Source organism: Pseudomonas sp. GM17 (assembly GCF_000282175.2).
GTDB classification, from domain to species: Bacteria; Pseudomonadota; Gammaproteobacteria; order Pseudomonadales; family Pseudomonadaceae; genus Aquipseudomonas; species Aquipseudomonas chlororaphis.
In genome coordinates this window covers 4,188,225-4,203,127 of sequence record NZ_CP124732.1, presented here as the reverse complement: position 1 = coordinate 4,203,127, position 14,903 = coordinate 4,188,225, and the positions used below count along the sequence as shown (strand labels likewise).

The window sequence follows — 14,903 nt, the reverse complement described above, 5'->3', positions numbered from 1 at the left end:
GTCGAGCCAAAGCGGCCCGGCTTAATAGATGGATGACAAACCCGCGGGGGCGGGTTTATTCGGCGCTGCCGTCCTGGCGGCCTGACGCTGGTTCTTGTTGTTAAAAGCAGGTTCTCGTAGTGCTGGGTGTGGCTTGAACCGCCCCACGAGCCAAGGCGGGCGCACAAAGGCGCGCCGCCGCCGGCCGGGGGCGTGGCAGTCAATTTCGTGGGTGAAGCTGTTAATCAGTGGCCGTTGCGCTGCGCCGCCCGTTGCCGGCAGGCATCGCCGAAGGCCTGGAAGATCCGCAGGTAGACCGGGTTCGACAGCACCTGCCATTCCGGATGCCACTGCACGCCCAGGGCAAAGGCCGTGCTGTGTTGCACCGACACGGCTTCGATCAGCCCGTCCGGTGCCAGCGCCTCGGCGCGCAGGCCGGGGGCCAGGCGGTCGATGCCCTGGCTGTGGATCGAGTTGACCTGGAATTCCTGGGGCAGGTCCAGGGCCTGGAACACGCCGCCCGCTTGCACCCTGACGGCATGGGCGGGGGCGTACTGCACGGCCAGGTCCGGGTGGTCGGCTTCGCGGTGATCGAGGTAGCCCGGCAACTCATGCACCTTCTGGTGCAGGCTGCCGCCGAAGGCCACGTTCATTTCCTGGAAGCCGCGGCAGATGCCCAGCACCGGCACGCCGGCGGCAATCGCCGCGCGCAGCAGGGGCAGGGTGGTGGCATCGCGCTGGGGATCGTGGGCGGTGCCCGGTTCGCTGGCCGGGCCCTGATAGTGGAAGGGCTCCACATTCGACGGCGAGCCGGTGAACAGCAGGCCGTCCAGGTTCTGCAGCAGAGCCTCGGTATCGATGAGGTCCGCCAGGGAAGGAATGATCAGGGGCAGGCCCTCGGCCGCGCTGCTGACAGCACGCAAGTACTTGTCGCCGCTGACGTGGTAGGGGTGCAGCCCGATCTCTTTGACGCACGCAGTAACGCCGATCAATGGCTTGAATGCCATTTTTATCACCTCGAAATTCACGCTGGAACGAGTTTTTCCAGAGCTTATCCTCGTTGATTTTAATTAACAACTTCCGTGTAAAAAATTCTAAACGCAGCTCGTCGGATATTCGGTATCTGTGGGTCTATTGCCTGCTTGCGCGGCCATATAGGGCAAAATATTTAACGCTGTGGGCCCTGTGTTCGCTATTGACTTCACTTTTCCTTTCGGATTGACTGCTGCCACGAAACCGCTTTGAACATAATAATTAACACATAGGTGCATCATGTCGGTCCCACTGCGTGCCGTTCAGCTCAACGAAGCCAACGCCTTCCTGAAGAACCATCCCGAGATCCTCTACGTCGACCTGCTGATTGCAGACATGAACGGCGTGGTGCGCGGCAAGCGCATCGAACGTACCGCCCTGCACAAGGTGTACGAAAAAGGCATCAACCTGCCGGCCTCGCTGTTCGCCCTGGACATCAACGGCTCCACCGTGGAAAGCACCGGCCTGGGCCTGGACATCGGCGACGCCGACCGCATCTGCTACCCGATCCCCGGCACCCTCAGCGTCGAGCCCTGGCAGAAGCGCCCGACCGCGCAACTGCTGATGACCATGCACGAGATCGAAGGCCAGCCGTTCTTCGCCGACCCGCGCGAAGTGCTGCGCCAGGTCGTTGCCAAGTTCGACGAATTGGGCCTGACCATCTGCGCGGCCTTCGAGCTGGAGTTCTACCTGATCGACCAGGACAACGTGAACGGTCGTCCGCAATCGCCGCGTTCGCCGATTTCCGGCAAGCGTCCGCAGTCGACCCAGGTCTACCTGATCGACGACCTAGACGAATACGTCGACTGCCTGCAAGACATCCTCGAAGGCGCGAAAGAGCAGGGCATCCCCGCCGACGCCATCGTCAAGGAAAGCGCCCCGGCGCAGTTCGAAGTCAACCTGCACCACGTCTCCGATCCGATCAAAGCCTGCGACTACGCGGTGCTGCTCAAGCGCCTGGTGAAAAACATCGCCTACGACCATGAGATGGACACCACCTTCATGGCCAAGCCGTACCCGGGCCAGGCCGGCAACGGCCTGCACGTGCACATCTCGATTCTCGACAAGCAAGGCAACAACATCTTCGCCAGCGACGACCCGGAAACCAACGACGCCCTGCGCCACGCCATCGGCGGCGTGCTGGAAACCCTGCCGGCGCAGATGGCGTTCCTCTGCCCGAACGTCAACTCCTACCGCCGTTTCGGCGCGCAGTTCTACGTGCCGAACTCGCCGAGCTGGGGCATCGACAACCGTACAGTGGCCGTGCGCGTGCCGACCGGTTCTTCCGACGCCGTACGCATCGAACACCGGGTGGCCGGCGCCGACGCCAACCCCTATCTGCTGATGGCTTCGGTACTGGCCGGTATTCACCACGGCCTGACCAACCAGATCGAGCCCGGCGCGCCGGTGGAAGGCAACTCCTACGAGCAGAACGAGCAGAGCCTGCCGAGCAACCTGCGCGACGCCCTGCGCGTGCTGGACGACAGCGAGGTGATGGCCAAGTACATCGACCCGATGTACATCGACGTGTTCGTCGCCTGTAAGGAGAGCGAGCTGGCCGAGTTCGAAAACTCGATCTCCGACCTCGAATACAACTGGTACCTGCACACGGTCTGATGGCCGTTCCTTTTCCTGCGTTGAGTATTTGCCATGACTAAATCCCGCAGCGACTGGGAGCAGCGCTTCCAGTCCTTGACCCTCGAAGGGCGCGCCTTTATCGACGGCCAGTATTGCCACGCCGCCAGCGCGGCCACCTTCGAGTGCATCAGCCCGGTGGACGGGCGCTTTTTGGCCAACGTCGCCAGCACCGACGAGGCCGACGCCAACCGGGCGGTGCAGGTGGCACGCCAGGCATTCGAGTCCGGCGTGTGGTCGCGCAAGGCCCCGGCCGAGCGCAAGCGCGTGCTGATCCGCTTCGCCGATTTGATCCTCGAGCACCAGGAAGAACTGGCGCTCCTGGAAACCCTGGACATGGGCAAGCCCATCGGCGATGCCCTGAGCATCGACGTGCCGGCCACCGCCAACGCGATCCGCTGGAACGCCGAGGCCATCGACAAAATCTACGACGAAGTCGCGGCCACGCCCCACGATCAACTGGGCCTGGTGACTCGCGAAGCCTCCGGCGTGGTGGCGGCCATCGTGCCGTGGAACTTCCCGCTGATCATGGCCAGCTGGAAATTCGCCCCGGCCCTGGCGGCGGGCAACTCGTTCATCCTCAAGCCTTCGGAAAAGTCGCCGCTGACCGCGATCCGCATCGCCCAGCTGGCGCTGGATGCCGGCATCCCCAAGGGCGTGTTCAACGTGCTGCCGGGCTACGGCCACACTGTGGGCAAGGCCCTGGCCCTGCATATGGACGTGGACGTGCTGGCCTTTACCGGTTCCACCGCGGTGGGCAAGCAACTGCTGGTGTATTCCGGCCAGAGCAACATGAAGCGCGTCTGGCTGGAGGCGGGCGGCAAGAGCCCCAACGTGGTGTTCGCCGACGCGCCGGACCTGCGCGCTGCGGCAGAAGCGGCGGCCAGCGCCATCGCCTTCAACCAGGGCGAAGTCTGCACCGCCGGTTCGCGCCTGTTGGTGGAGCGCTCGATCCGCGAGCAATTCATTCCGCTGCTGGTGGAGGCCCTCAAGGCCTGGAAACCCGGGCATGCCCTGGACCCTGCGACCCGCGTCGGCGCGCTGGTGGATCAGCGTCAACTGGAGAACGTGCTGCGCTATATCGGCATCGGCAAGGAGCAGGGCGGCCAACTGCTGGCCGGCGGCGCGCGGACCTTGGAAAGCACCGGCGGCCTGTATGTCGAGCCGACGATTTTTGACGGCGTGACCAACGCCATGACCATCGCCCGCGAAGAGATCTTCGGCCCGGTGCTGTCGGTGATCAGCTTCGACACCGAGGAAGAGGCGCTGACGATCGCCAACGACAGCATTTTCGGCCTCGCCGCCGGGGTCTGGACCAGCAACCTCAGCCGCGCCCACCGCTTCGCCCGTGGCCTGCGCGCCGGCAGCGTGTGGGTCAACCAGTACGACGGCGGCGACATGACCGCGCCGTTCGGCGGTTTCAAACAGTCGGGCAATGGTCGCGACAAATCGCTGCATGCCTTCGACAAGTACACCGAGCTGAAAGCGACCTGGATCAAGCTCTAGGCGCTTTACGAAAACTCGTCGAGCGGCGATCAGGCAAGGCAAAAACAGGCGAGGAACGGCCGGGGTCGCGTTCGACTGTAGGGGCCTACATGAGCATTCCGAGCCTGTTTTTAACGCAGCCTGATCGACGCGCAGACAGTTGTCGTTAAGACGACTACCTATAACAACGGCGGGGCGGGCTACGACCCGCACCTGCTGGGGAACTTCATGATGCAAACCTACGTAAACAGCTACTACGCCGCGACCCGCAACCAGACCGCCGACTTTCCTGTATTGGAAGAAATGGTCGACTGCGACGTCTGCGTGATCGGCGCCGGCTACACCGGCCTGTCCTCGGCGCTGTTCCTCGCCGAGGCGGGCTACAGCGTCACCGTGCTCGAAGCGGCCAAGGTCGGCTTCGGCGCCAGCGGGCGCAACGGCGGGCAACTGGTCAACTCCTACAGCCGCGACGTCGACGTGATCGAGTCGCGCTACGGCGAAAAAAGCGCCGAAGTGCTGGGCAGCATGATCTTCGAAGGCGCCGACATCATTCGCCAGCGCATCCAGCACTACGACATCCAGTGCGACTACCGCCCGGGCGGGATCTTCGCCGCCATGAACAAGAAGCAGCTCAAGGGCCTGGCCGAACAGAAGGCCAGCTGGGAGCGCTACGGCAACAACAACCTGAAGCTGCTGGACCAGGCGCAGATCGCCCGGGAAGTCGGTTCCGACGCCTACGTCGGCGGCCTGCTGGACATGCAGGGCGGGCACATTCACCCGCTGAACCTGGCCCTGGGCGAAGCCAGCGCCATCATCGGCCTGGGCGGCAAGATCTTCGAGCAGTCGGCGGCGCTGGAAATCACCTACGGCGAGCCGAACATCGTGCGCACCGCCAAGGGCGTGGTGCGCGCCAAGTACCTGCTGATCGCCGGCAACGCCTACCTGCAGCAGGACCTCGACCCGCGGGTGACTCGCAAGAGCATGTCGTGCGGCTCGCAGATCGTGGTCACCGAACCGCTGTCGGAGAAAGTGGCCCGCAGCCTGATCCGCAACAACTACTGCGTCGAAGACTGCAACTACCTGCTGGACTACTACCGCCTCACCGCCGATAACCGCCTGCTGTACGGCGGCGGTGTGGTCTACGGCGCCCGCGAGCCGAACGACATCGAGCAACTGATCCGGCCGAAGATCCTCAAGACCTTCCCCCAGCTCAAGGACGTGAAGATCGACTACCGCTGGACCGGCAACTTCCTGCTGACCATGTCGCGCATGCCGCAATTCGGCCGCATCGAAAAGAACGCCTACTACATGCAGGGCTACAGCGGCCACGGCGTCACCTGCTCGCACCTGGCCGGCAAACTGATCGCGGAAATGATCCGTGGCGACGCCGAACGCTTCGACGCCTTCGCCTCGCTGCCGCACATGCCGATGATCGGCGGCCGCACCTTCCAGGCCCCGCTGACTGCCATGGGCGCGGCGTACTACGCGCTGCGCGACCGCTTCGGCATCTAAGCGACAGGGCACATGGGCATGGCACCCCGCGTTCCTGCTCTTGTAGGAGCGCAGCTTGCTCGCGATGAACGATAACGCGGAGCGCCAGACACTCCGCGTCGCCAGGTTTGGCGCCCGCTGCGTCGGAATGCCGCCCAGGTCGTACGCAGCCTCGCTAACGCTCGACAGCGGCTACAGACCCCAGACGGCCCCAGCACCCGGGCCAACCCCGGCTCAACGCCGACCTGTAGCCGCTGCCGAGCCCCAACGCGGCTGCGCCGAGGTCCGCAGGACCTCCCAAGGCCCGCAAACCCACCGTAAAATCCCCGTAAACCCCTCATCGCCAGCCCTTACAGCAGCGCCGTCAAACATGTTTAAATAGCCGCCTTTCAGGCTCCAGAGGCACCCAAATCGCGACAATCGCGACCCAAGCGCCGAATACCCTTAAGTTCCTCTCGCATAAGGCTGTTATGGACACGGGCACCCGACTCAAACTCGTTCGCGAAAGCTACAAACTGTCCCAGCGCGAGCTGGCCCGGCGCAGCGGCGTGACCAACGCCACCATCTCCCTGATCGAACAGAACCGCGTCAGCCCCTCCGTCAGCTCCCTGAAAAAGCTGCTCGAAGGCATCCCCATGTCCCTGGCCGACTTCTTCACCTTCGACCAGCCCCCGCGCGAACACCAATACGTCTTCCGCGCCAACGAACAACCCGACCTCGGCCGCGACGGCGCCCGCCTGCTGCTGATCGGCGCCGCCCTGCCAACCCGCCAGATGCGCTTTCTGCGCGAACAATACGCCCCCGGCGCCAGCTCCGGCGACGAACCGATCGTGCATGCGGAAGGGGAGGAGTGCGGCCTCGTCACCCGTGGCACCGTGGAACTGACGGTGGACGGGCAGGTGAGCGTGTTGAACCCGGGGGATGGGTATTATTTTCCGACTACCTTGCCGCATAAGTTTCGGAATATTGGGCAGGATGAGGCGGAGATTATTAGTGCGAATACGCCGGCGAATTTTTGATTGGAGAGCGACCTGATTGCTTCCAAAATTTCGTCGTCTTTTTAATCAGTTACCCTATTTGTGGTGACGCTTAGTAAAGCTTCTGGCTTGTTTTTTCTTCTAGATTTATCGCCAAGGTTGTCGCCTGGACCAAGTAGGTTTCGATGTGTGTTTGCCCTCTGGTTCGCAAAAGCACTTTCAGATAGCGGCCTAACGCCATTATTGCGTGCTAGGATCAAGTGACAATCAACCAAGGAAGGCGATATGAAAGCTCTAATTGATGTCACGCCCACTGCAGAACAGTTGGCACTGTTCTCGCGCAATGGTCCTGGAGTCGAAGTTATTCGGGGAGCAGCGGGGAGCGGCAAAACAACAACTGCACTGCTTAAATTGCGCTCGTTAGCTGGGTTTTATCTCAGCCGTGCCAAACGGCTGGACAAGCCAGAGCCAGTCAATGTGTTGGTGCTGACTTTCAATCGCACGCTACGCGGATACATCAATGAGCTGACGCAACAACAGTTGCACGAAGAGCCTCTCATTCACCTACACGTCTCGACTTTCAATGCTTGGGCTAGAAGTCTAGCTGTTCCCGGGTTCACGATCATGAGCATCGACGACTCAATGCTTGTGCTAAGGAAGTTATCCGGTGAAATGAAAATGGATCCGCAGTTTGTGGCGGAAGAAGCGGCGTATGTCATGGGCCGTTTTTTACCCACGAACACCAACGACTACTTGACTGCTCGACGAGAGGGGCGAGGAATCGCCCCTCGAATGGAGCGGCCTGCAAGGCAACTCCTGCTTGATACCGTTATTGGTCGCTATAACGAATACAAGCGGCTCAATCGGCTTGTTGATTGGAATGATCTCGCTGTTCAGCTCTCGGCTGAAAAGGTCCGCAAGTACTCCGTTATCGTTGTGGATGAAACTCAAGACTTCTCAGCCAATGAAGTTCGCGCTGTGTTGAACCAGCGTGCAGAGCACGCCACCACTACATTCGTCCTTGACAGTGCCCAGCGAATCTACAGTCGTAATTTCAGCTGGCAAGAAGTGGACGTAACGGTGACCTCTGGGAAGAGCAGCACCCTTCAGACAAACTACCGAAACACCAAGCAGATTGCGCATTTCGCGAGCACGTTGCTGGATGGGCTGGCAATGGATGACAACGGAACAATGCCTAATTATGACAGCGCGATTTCGGAGGGAGAAAAGCCAATTGTGCTGACCGGTAGTTATGCTAATCAGGTTCGCTATGCTCGGGAGTATATTCAGGAAAATGTGGATCTCACGCGTGAATCCGTTGCGTTCCTACATACCAAAGGATGGTTTAGAGACCTTATCCCAGAGCTCGATCGTTATAAATTGCCCTGGGTATCATTAACCGGTTCATCTGAGTGGCCGCAGGGCACCGAAAACATCGCACTGTGTACCCTCCACTCCTGCAAGGGACTAGAGTTTGACCACATCATTATGATTGGGCTAGACGGCAGTGTGGTTGATGTTCGCGCGCCGGATGAGGGGGGGGAAGATTACGAGCCGTCCGCACGATTGCGACGTTTGATTGCGATGGGGGTTGGCCGCGCTCGGAAGAGCGTCATTCTCGGCTTCAAAAAGGATGATGCCCCCGATATCATCCGCTTCTTTGGAGATGATCTGTACCAGGGAGTGGACGTATGAGCGTGGAGAACATTGTCGCGGATCGCGCGATAGAGTCGGTTGTCCATTTTACGACCAACCGTGGTTCCTTAGGGGTATTTGCATCAGGTGCGCTCAAATCGCGGCAGCGCCTCAACACAGATGCGCAGTTGCAGCATATTTTTCAGCCAAATGCCGCTTACCGTGGGAAAGACGCTGCTTGGCTTGACTACGCCAACCTTTCGATCACTCATATCAACTCCAATTTTTTTGGCACCTCATCAGGCAATTGGCACAGAGAGAAAGATTTTTTCTGGTGCATCCTGGATTTTTCGCCTCAAATTCTAAGTCACGAAGGTGTTTGGTTTACGACCACCAACAATATCTATACCGGTGTTCAGCGCGCCCAAGGATGCAAAGGTTTGAGCGCAGCTTTTGAAGACCCAGTCATCCAGTGGGTGGGAAAAGAAATACATCGCCCTGTAGGCCTTCCACTTAACCGGACGACCTGTACTCAGGCAGAGGTTCTTTATCCAGAAGGGGTCTCGACAGAGTATCTGCAGCGGATCTATGTCAGAACAGATTCCGAAAGTGATGAGTTAGCAGCACAGATGGCCGCTGTAGGTCATAGGCGTGTGGTGGTCGAGGTTAACCCTGACCTGTTCGTAGAAATTAAGTGAGAACCCAATGTCAGACCTTAGGCTGAAACGCACTATCTCCTCCGCGCTCTGGTCGGCCTACGCGGACGCGCTGGGTTTTCCTACTGAGCTGGCTTCCGACAAGATTGTGCAGCAGCGCTTAGGGCACTCCACGATCACTCGGACAGAACCCTGGAAACGACTCGTTGGTGGACGGTTTGGGGCGACCGTTTCTCTGCCAGCCGGTGCATATTCAGATGACACTCAACTGCGTCTCGCCACCAGTAGGGCGATACGAGGTAATGGCTATTTCGATGTAGAAGCCTTCGCGAAGATCGAACTGACTGTCTGGCAGGCATATGCATTAGGTGCTGGGCGCGGCAGTAAGGCGGCCGCTGCAGCGCTATGCAACAGAAGCAATACGTGGTTTAGCAACTTCTTTGCAAACTATGAAAACGGCGGTGGTAACGGCGCAGCTATGCGTGTTCAGCCACATGTTTGGGCTGCTACCAACCTGAAAGACAAGGCCTCATACGTTCCTGATGTCATTCGTAATGCGCTTTGCACGCACGGGCATATGCGAGGAATAGCAGGGGCTGTCGTTCACGCTGTCAGCCTTGCACATACATTTGAAACTGGGAAGCCTCCTTCCCCTGAGCAGTGGCCTGATTTGGCTGACGACATACGAACTATTCCAAAGATGATAGCCGGTGACAATGAGCTCATGACTTTCTGGGTGCCGACTTGGGCGCAGAGAAGTAATCAGTCCTTGGAGGATGCAGTCGCCACTGTTGCAAGGGAGTGGGAAGATTCTGCTCGGAATGTCGCTTCGATTCTCATGTCACGATCTTTACAAAACTCCACAGCTGTCTACGAAGAGGTTGTGAAAGCTGAGAGCGGTTTGAGCGCAGCGGAACGAGGTTCAGGGCTCAAGTGCGCACTTTTCGCTAATGTCGCAGCTTGGATATCTCCACAGGCTGGAGCTCAGGAAAGCATCCAAATCGTCGCTAACCTTCTGGATAGTGATACAGATACGATTGGAACAATGGCAGGAGCGCTTATCGGTGCAGCTTATCCTGATGCTAGTTACTTGGGGCCTGTTCAAGATGATATTTATATTCGTGATGAAGCGGAGCGACTGTATGGTATAAGCCAGGGGAAGAATACCTACAGCTTCTCTTATCCAGACATGTTGTACTGGCAGCCTCCCCGCACGATGATTGATATTCTCGGCATCAAGAACAATCACTTTCATATTGATGGTCTAGGTGATGTTAATCCGATTGGGTCCCCTTTCTTGGGGCAGAAAGGAACTAGCTGGCAATGGTTCCTACTTTCAACCGGACAGACGGTTTTGAGTCGGTTTCGAACAGACTTAATAGCAAAGACGCCATTGCGGAAAGAGCCAGCTCTGGAAGAGATGGATACTCCTGATCTTTTTGATCAGGCGATGGAAAATAAAAGTCGCAAGCTTGCTGAACCCTTTAGTGCTTCGACAAGAGCGCAAGTTGAAACAGAGACGATAGCTTCTGATATTCCTATCAGAAAAATGAGTAGTGAAATATTGCCAGAGCTAGTCGAATCGCGCGCGACAGATATTTCGCCTAATCATTCTCGGTATAGCCAAGAAGGACAGGAAAGCCGGGAACCACTCAACCTGGATGATCTGACTAATGAGGCAATTAGGGGGTTCGATCCGCAGACTATTGGCCGTCATATCTTGATGCTGGCGGAGCAGCCAAATGCCATAGAGCTCTCTATCGCCTACAGCGCTGTTGTAGTGAAAGCTAGATCGGCGAGGTTGAAATATAAAAACCGCAATGGTTGATGTGTAAAATTTGTACTGCAGAAGCTTTAAAACCTCCGATGCTTAAATGTCGGAGCAATCCCATTTATGACAGTATAAATGATCCAGTGCGCGCCGCTTTAAAGGCGGCGTGACATCTTCGGTCAAAAACTCACAAACATCAGCTTGTGTACCAAAGCTTTGAAATAATCGGTGTGAATATAATGTGCTTCTTTTCTTGCAGGGCCTAACTCATTACTCCTATAGTTTGCCCCGTCGCCGCACATCGGCGACCGGACGTCGCGGTCTGGAAAAACTAAGCGCACAAAGCGCCCATCACATGTAGGCGCTTTTTGCTGCCTGGCATTGTGCTATGGCGGCTGTGTGTGGGACACCTTCGGGTGTGCCGGTCCTTAGTTTCCGGTCCGCGAACCCGCGCACAGCTGCCACCCTTATTCGTTTCGCGGCGAACGTGGCAGTCAATCAAACTAAGGAAGGTATGACTCAATGACTAGCTCGCACGTCTGCAATCCCGTTCCCCTCACCCGCAACGACACCGACCACCCCGTCCTCTACCTGGACGCCAACGCCTCGCTCTCCGATCTCTATACCTGCGCCCAGCAACGCATCGGCGCTGCCCGCAATCTGCTGGAAATCCTCGACTGCGCTTCCGGCGCTCAAGATGTTGCCCAGATCCGCTTTGCTATCGGCCTGCTGCTCAGCGACGGCTGCGATCTACTGCGTACCCTGGGCGATAAGTCTCAGGCGCTGAACGCTTAATCCCGATAACCAACGACCGGGCAGTGCAGGCCCGGTCGCCAACCAACACCCCAACGGAGGGATAACAGCGAAGATGGTCATGGACGAAGTACTAGCAGTACCGCCAGAAAACTGGGGAGAAGGGATTGACGACCATAAGTGTGAGTAAGGGGCGATCTGGATGTGCTTGGCTGCTATTCATTCCGTTACTACCGGTATTGTTTTTTGTAGGGCAGACCATTCTTGAGCCGACAGTAACCGTTCACTACGCCGAAAACGGCAAGGAAGAGCTGAAGTACATCTGGAACGTGCAGCACCGGATATATAAAGGACGGATGCAACCCGGAGGCGGAACATCAGATAACGGCTTTATATTTCCAGACGAAGACTTTTTCATGCAGTTGGATTGGTGGAGCGAAAAGGGCCGCCATCATTGCGTCAGCATCACCCCAAAATGGCCAAACACCCATATCTATCTCGACCTGAATGGGAACATCGACACAGAGAAAGGGGTTGGGACTGATGAGGACCGATTGGATCAGTGCAAAGGAGGCTGGGCAAAGCCATAAAACGAGACTCCCAACCTTGCAGTGCAAGCCCGGTCGTTTATCCAGGCGGCGAAAACCAGCAGAGCCCAGCCGGTGTGCGGGGCTCTTTCTCGGCTTATCGGTAGGCGATGCGCACTGTCCGGTTCAGGCAATCAACTCGACTTTACCGGTGGCAAGGCGGTAGATGCCGCCTACGATTTTCAACCTGCCTTTGTTGAGCGCATCGGTGAGCAGTGGCGTGGCCTGTTTAAGGCTGCCGACCGAGTCCTTGACGTTTTGCACCGTGGCATTTTCCATCAGAGCCCCGGGTTGCTTGAGCACTTTCTCGATAGAGGACTTGAGTGCATCGGTCAGTTTCTGGATATGCCCAGGAAAAACGGTGTGATCTTTTACGGCTTTTATGCCGGCCTCGATGGCGCCGCAGCTCTCATGCCCCAGTACGAGGATCAGCGGGGCGCCGAGTACCGCAACGGCGTATTCGAGGCTGGCCAGGCCTTCGCCGGTTACGAAGTTGCCCGCAACGCGTATGGCGAAAAGATCGCCTCGGGCTGTGTCGAAAGCGTATTCGGGAGCGATCCGCGAGTCGGAGCAACTGAGCACCGCCACGAACGGGTTCTGCCCGGAAACCAGGGCTTCGCGCTCGTCCTTGAAATCGTGGGTCTTTGAGTTTCCGCTGACATAACGCTCATTACCTTCGATCAGCCTTTGCAGTGCCTGGTCGGGGCTGATGGCGTTTTGTGGTTTGGGCGGCGCGGCGGTTTTTTCGGCGGCATGGACCAGCCTGCCTGGCAGTACGCCGGCTATCAGCAGGGCGCCTGCCCCCAGTCCGGCGAAGCGAAGAAAACGACGACGATCGTGGATGTTTGCGGCGGAGTTTGAATCACATGATTCACACATGATTTTGTGTTCTCGGGTCGACTCGGTGGGAATGACTGCCGTTGGGGGCCAGGAACCTTCGGCCCTGGAATACTGGAGTCTAGACGGTCTGTAACACGATGTTTTCCGCGGCCTCGAAGGGTTGCAAAGAGTGACCTTCGGACGCTGCGTGACTCACTGAACGCTTTTGCAAGCACCCATGAGGCGGAGGAGAGAAGAGCGGAATTGTTTTGAGGGCAACGGGTTCAGTCATCAGCCCCCGGCACCGCCGGGGCATCTTGAAGCTGGGCCCGATAGGTTTTGTAGAGCTGCTGGACTTCCGGGTTATCCAGGCTCTCGTAGGTAATGTCTTCTTTGTCGAGTCCATCCAGGCTGTGAATGCCACCGATTATCTGTGGCCACTCGTCACGGCTTGTTATGGCAGTTACGAAAGGTTTCAGGTAGTTGTCGAGGTGCCCTTGGAAAGGCGCCCGAATTTCGTCGCTCAGTGCTCGCAGGTAGTCATCTTTGTTCGTTCTGGACCAATTGATCGCAAATCTGGCCCGGTAGCAGAGTTCCATGAAAACCAGTAGGAGGGTGCGTCCGTTGCCGTCCAGGAAGGGGTGGGCGAATGCCAACTGGCCCATGACTTCTCCTGGTCTTTCTTGGAACTTTTTCTTGTCTGCCGCCAGCTTGAGCGCATAGTCGACGGACCTCTTGATGAAGTCAGGGCGCTCGAAAATGGTGCTGTGCGGGTCGTTGTATGCGCCTTTGAATATGGCGAGATGCGGGACTAGCTCATTTCGATCTTTGCCCGCCCAAGGATAAAACCCGCCAAACACGATCTTGTGAACCTTAAGGATGGCTTTGTAGTCAGGTCGCCTCTTTCGAGCCAAGTGTGAAAGCGCCTCCTCGATACTCAGTTCGAAGACAAAGTGCTCAGACTCTTTGACTTCGACAGGGTCTTTGAGGCGTTGATGATTTCGAAGATAGCCGGCCGTTTCGAAATCACCGAAAGGATCGAAACTCATGCGCTAAGTTTCTTTTTGGCCTGCCTTTTTTCCTGGAGATAGCGCTCCTGAAATGCAAGGGTTTGGCTCTTGCTCAGCACGCCTTTCTTTTTGAGATTGACCAGTAATCGCTCAATGCTATCCAGCTCGACCGAGTCACCGGCAAGGCGGGTGATGGTGGCAGCCATGCGACTCATGCTGTCAGGCTCAGTGGTGACCTTGTGAGCCTTGGCAAGCTTGCGAACTTCACTGGCAACGCCAGAAACGGCGGTTTTGCTCATCGAATAACCCTCCATTAGCCGTCAAATCATAGCATCAACGCCTGCTTGTTTATGTCGGTGCCAAGCTTCTGATCGCCTCGATTTGTTACGTACTAAGAGACGCTATAGAGGGGGAGCCGAGCGGGCTTATATGGAGGCCCTGGCGGCGCGGCTGGCGGGGTTGTCGCCGCGCAATGGGTTCCGAGATCAGGCTACGTGAAACCCTGGCAATCTACTGCTCGCTCAAAACAAAAAGGCCCCGACAAGTCGGGGCCTTTTGTTTCAAGCCACTGCCACCCGCTCAGTTCGTACAAGTAAGCCGCGAATACTTCGGCGGATCGAGCAGGATCCCCGGGGTCATGAAGGTCGAGCAGTTGAAGACGCGGCCCTTGGCGGTGGTGGCTTTGAAGGTCAGTTCCGAGCCGCCGAGGAAGTCTTCCTTGCCTTTGGTGACGGGGCCCATGGTGAGTTCATCGGTGGAGGCCAGGCCAATGGTTTCCGCGGTGACTTTATGTATTTGCAAGACATTGGGATTGGTCGAGCAACCGGCCAAGGTACCCGCCAGAAGCAGTAACGCGGGGGCAAAGAGGTGGTTTTTGTTCATGGCATATCTTCCTTAATAGTGTTTCGCCCTGGTTATCAGCGATCCTCAACGGGGCACGTCAGAAACGTGGAGTCAGGGAATCTGGCACGGCCGGCCCCTGTTAAATCTGACTCAATAGAGGGATTTATTTCAGCATGGCGTTGGAGGGGGGCATATAGGGCAAATGTGCTATGCCGAGGGCATTTCAGGGC

14 protein-coding genes and 1 pseudogene are annotated in these 14,903 nt (G+C 57.6%); 10 read left to right on the top strand and 5 right to left on the bottom strand.

Translation table 11 applies throughout. The annotated features are described in order from the left end of the window. Positions 1-224 precede the first annotated feature (224 nt). Entirely contained in the window at positions 225-986 is a 762-nt protein-coding gene (locus PMI20_RS18880; RefSeq protein WP_007922907.1) for a gamma-glutamyl-gamma-aminobutyrate hydrolase family protein, read from the bottom strand. 265 nt (positions 987-1,251) lie between these two features. On the opposite strand from PMI20_RS18880, the gene PMI20_RS18875 reads away from it, so the two are divergent. The 10 genes and pseudogenes from PMI20_RS18875 (at position 1,252) to PMI20_RS18835 (ending at position 12,004) form a co-directional block, all read left to right on the top strand. Next, on the top strand, positions 1,252-2,628 hold the full coding sequence (locus PMI20_RS18875; RefSeq protein WP_007922908.1) for a glutamine synthetase family protein: 1,377 nt from the start codon (positions 1,252-1,254) through the stop codon (positions 2,626-2,628). Positions 2,629-2,661: 33 nt separating this feature from the next. Beyond that, complete coding sequence (locus PMI20_RS18870; protein WP_007922911.1) at positions 2,662-4,152, top strand: aldehyde dehydrogenase; 1,491 nt, start codon at positions 2,662-2,664, stop codon at positions 4,150-4,152. A gap of 207 nt (positions 4,153-4,359) precedes the next feature. After that, positions 4,360-5,643 carry an NAD(P)/FAD-dependent oxidoreductase gene (locus tag PMI20_RS18865; RefSeq protein WP_007922918.1) on the top strand — a complete coding sequence of 428 codons (1,284 nt, stop codon included), beginning with the start codon at positions 4,360-4,362 and terminating at the stop codon, positions 5,641-5,643. Positions 5,644-6,092: 449 nt separating this feature from the next. Further along, positions 6,093-6,641 (top strand): cupin domain-containing protein, encoded by a 549-nt coding sequence (locus tag PMI20_RS18860; protein WP_007922919.1) that lies wholly within the window; start codon positions 6,093-6,095, stop codon positions 6,639-6,641. A 243-nt stretch (positions 6,642-6,884) separates the two neighbouring features. After that, positions 6,885-8,294 (top strand): UvrD-helicase domain-containing protein, encoded by a 1,410-nt coding sequence (locus PMI20_RS18855; RefSeq protein ID WP_007922920.1) that lies wholly within the window; start codon positions 6,885-6,887, stop codon positions 8,292-8,294. Next, positions 8,291-8,932, top strand: coding sequence for a DarT ssDNA thymidine ADP-ribosyltransferase family protein (locus PMI20_RS18850; RefSeq protein ID WP_007922921.1), 642 nt, complete (start codon positions 8,291-8,293; stop codon positions 8,930-8,932). The genes PMI20_RS18855 and PMI20_RS18850 overlap by 4 nt, the downstream gene beginning before the upstream one ends. A 7-nt stretch (positions 8,933-8,939) precedes the next feature. Further along, the gene (locus tag PMI20_RS18845) at positions 8,940-10,718 is read left to right on the top strand and encodes an ADP-ribosylglycohydrolase family protein (protein WP_007922922.1); all 1,779 of its coding nucleotides are present in this window, start codon (positions 8,940-8,942) and stop codon (positions 10,716-10,718) included. A 465-nt stretch (positions 10,719-11,183) separates the two neighbouring features. Further along, on the top strand, positions 11,184-11,456 hold the full coding sequence (locus tag PMI20_RS18840) for a hypothetical protein (RefSeq protein WP_007922923.1): 273 nt from the start codon (positions 11,184-11,186) through the stop codon (positions 11,454-11,456). Between the two features lie 43 nt (positions 11,457-11,499). Continuing rightward, positions 11,500-11,604, top strand: a pseudogene (locus PMI20_RS31020) (polymorphic toxin type 44 domain-containing protein); the annotation flags it as partial. After that, positions 11,582-12,004 (top strand): hypothetical protein, encoded by a 423-nt coding sequence (locus tag PMI20_RS18835; protein WP_238543406.1) that lies wholly within the window; start codon positions 11,582-11,584, stop codon positions 12,002-12,004. The pseudogene PMI20_RS31020 and the gene PMI20_RS18835, both read left to right, overlap by 23 nt. A 123-nt stretch (positions 12,005-12,127) precedes the next feature. Here PMI20_RS18835 and PMI20_RS18830 read toward each other — a convergent pair whose 3' ends face one another. From PMI20_RS18830 to PMI20_RS18815, 4 genes are all read right to left on the bottom strand, one after another. Further along, positions 12,128-12,880, bottom strand: coding sequence for a carbonic anhydrase (locus PMI20_RS18830; RefSeq protein ID WP_007922924.1), 753 nt, complete (start codon positions 12,878-12,880; stop codon positions 12,128-12,130). Between the two features lie 224 nt (positions 12,881-13,104). Continuing rightward, positions 13,105-13,869: a Fic/DOC family protein gene (locus PMI20_RS18825; RefSeq protein WP_007922926.1), complete on the bottom strand. Its 765-nt coding sequence runs from the start codon at positions 13,867-13,869 to the stop codon at positions 13,105-13,107. After that, positions 13,866-14,129 carry a hypothetical protein gene (locus PMI20_RS18820; RefSeq protein WP_007922928.1) on the bottom strand — a complete coding sequence of 88 codons (264 nt, stop codon included), beginning with the start codon at positions 14,127-14,129 and terminating at the stop codon, positions 13,866-13,868. Before PMI20_RS18820 ends, PMI20_RS18825 begins: the two co-directional genes overlap by 4 nt. Positions 14,130-14,409: 280 nt before the next feature. After that, positions 14,410-14,712: a hypothetical protein gene (locus PMI20_RS18815; RefSeq protein ID WP_007922930.1), complete on the bottom strand. Its 303-nt coding sequence runs from the start codon at positions 14,710-14,712 to the stop codon at positions 14,410-14,412. Positions 14,713-14,903 lie beyond the last annotated feature (191 nt).

Bases quoted from the DNA above. Each gene is read 5' to 3' on its own strand.
- PMI20_RS18875 (WP_007922908.1), top strand. From the start codon at position 1,252: ATGTCGGTCCCACTGCGTGCCGTTCAGCTCAACGAAGCCAACGCCTTC.
- PMI20_RS18845 (WP_007922922.1), top strand. From the start codon at position 8,940: ATGTCAGACCTTAGGCTGAAACGCACTATCTCCTCCGCGCTCTGGTCG.
- PMI20_RS18830 (WP_007922924.1), bottom strand. From the start codon at position 12,880: ATGTGTGAATCATGTGATTCAAACTCCGCCGCAAACATCCACGATCGT.
- PMI20_RS18870 (WP_007922911.1), top strand. From the start codon at position 2,662: ATGACTAAATCCCGCAGCGACTGGGAGCAGCGCTTCCAGTCCTTGACC.
- PMI20_RS18850 (WP_007922921.1), top strand. From the start codon at position 8,291: ATGAGCGTGGAGAACATTGTCGCGGATCGCGCGATAGAGTCGGTTGTC.
- PMI20_RS18865 (WP_007922918.1), top strand. From the start codon at position 4,360: ATGATGCAAACCTACGTAAACAGCTACTACGCCGCGACCCGCAACCAG.
- PMI20_RS18860 (WP_007922919.1), top strand. From the start codon at position 6,093: ATGGACACGGGCACCCGACTCAAACTCGTTCGCGAAAGCTACAAACTG.
- PMI20_RS18840 (WP_007922923.1), top strand. From the start codon at position 11,184: ATGACTAGCTCGCACGTCTGCAATCCCGTTCCCCTCACCCGCAACGAC.
- PMI20_RS18820 (WP_007922928.1), bottom strand. From the start codon at position 14,129: ATGAGCAAAACCGCCGTTTCTGGCGTTGCCAGTGAAGTTCGCAAGCTT.
- PMI20_RS18815 (WP_007922930.1), bottom strand. From the start codon at position 14,712: ATGAACAAAAACCACCTCTTTGCCCCCGCGTTACTGCTTCTGGCGGGT.
- PMI20_RS18855 (WP_007922920.1), top strand. From the start codon at position 6,885: ATGAAAGCTCTAATTGATGTCACGCCCACTGCAGAACAGTTGGCACTG.
- PMI20_RS18880 (WP_007922907.1), bottom strand. From the start codon at position 986: ATGGCATTCAAGCCATTGATCGGCGTTACTGCGTGCGTCAAAGAGATC.
- PMI20_RS18825 (WP_007922926.1), bottom strand. From the start codon at position 13,869: ATGAGTTTCGATCCTTTCGGTGATTTCGAAACGGCCGGCTATCTTCGA.